The organism is Psychrobacter sp. UBA2514, from assembly GCF_002341255.1.
GTDB classification, from domain to species: domain Bacteria; phylum Pseudomonadota; class Gammaproteobacteria; order Pseudomonadales; family Moraxellaceae; genus Psychrobacter; species Psychrobacter pacificensis.
In genome coordinates this window covers 4,664-4,988 of sequence record NZ_DDNS01000052.1, presented here as the reverse complement: position 1 = coordinate 4,988, position 325 = coordinate 4,664, and the positions used below count along the sequence as shown (strand labels likewise).

Here is a 325-nt window from a genome sequence, read left to right as displayed (position 1 = left end):
TCTTGGCGCTTCATAAAGCCGCCCTGCAGACGATACCTTGCGATATGAGGCATGACTGGCTTGATAAAGGGGAAGCGGCTCTGCACCGAAAAAAGCTTTAAATACGGGATAAAATGCGGCTCTACTGGGTTAAATACCATCCAAATGGCAATCCAATTGGTCAAAAATCCCCAAATCGCAGCAAAAAATGGCACCGTCCAATGCTGCGGCACCACTAAAAATATAAACATTTGGATAATACCAAATACCAAACCAATCAAAGCACTGATGTGCCAGATAAAATTGATCTCTTTTTGCCCAACCTTCAAGAACATATTGACCATCA

1 pseudogene is annotated in these 325 nt (G+C 42.8%); it reads right to left on the bottom strand.

From position 1 onward, the window contains the following. Window positions 1-325 (bottom strand): annotated as a pseudogene (locus B3V51_RS12355) (hypothetical protein); the annotation flags it as partial.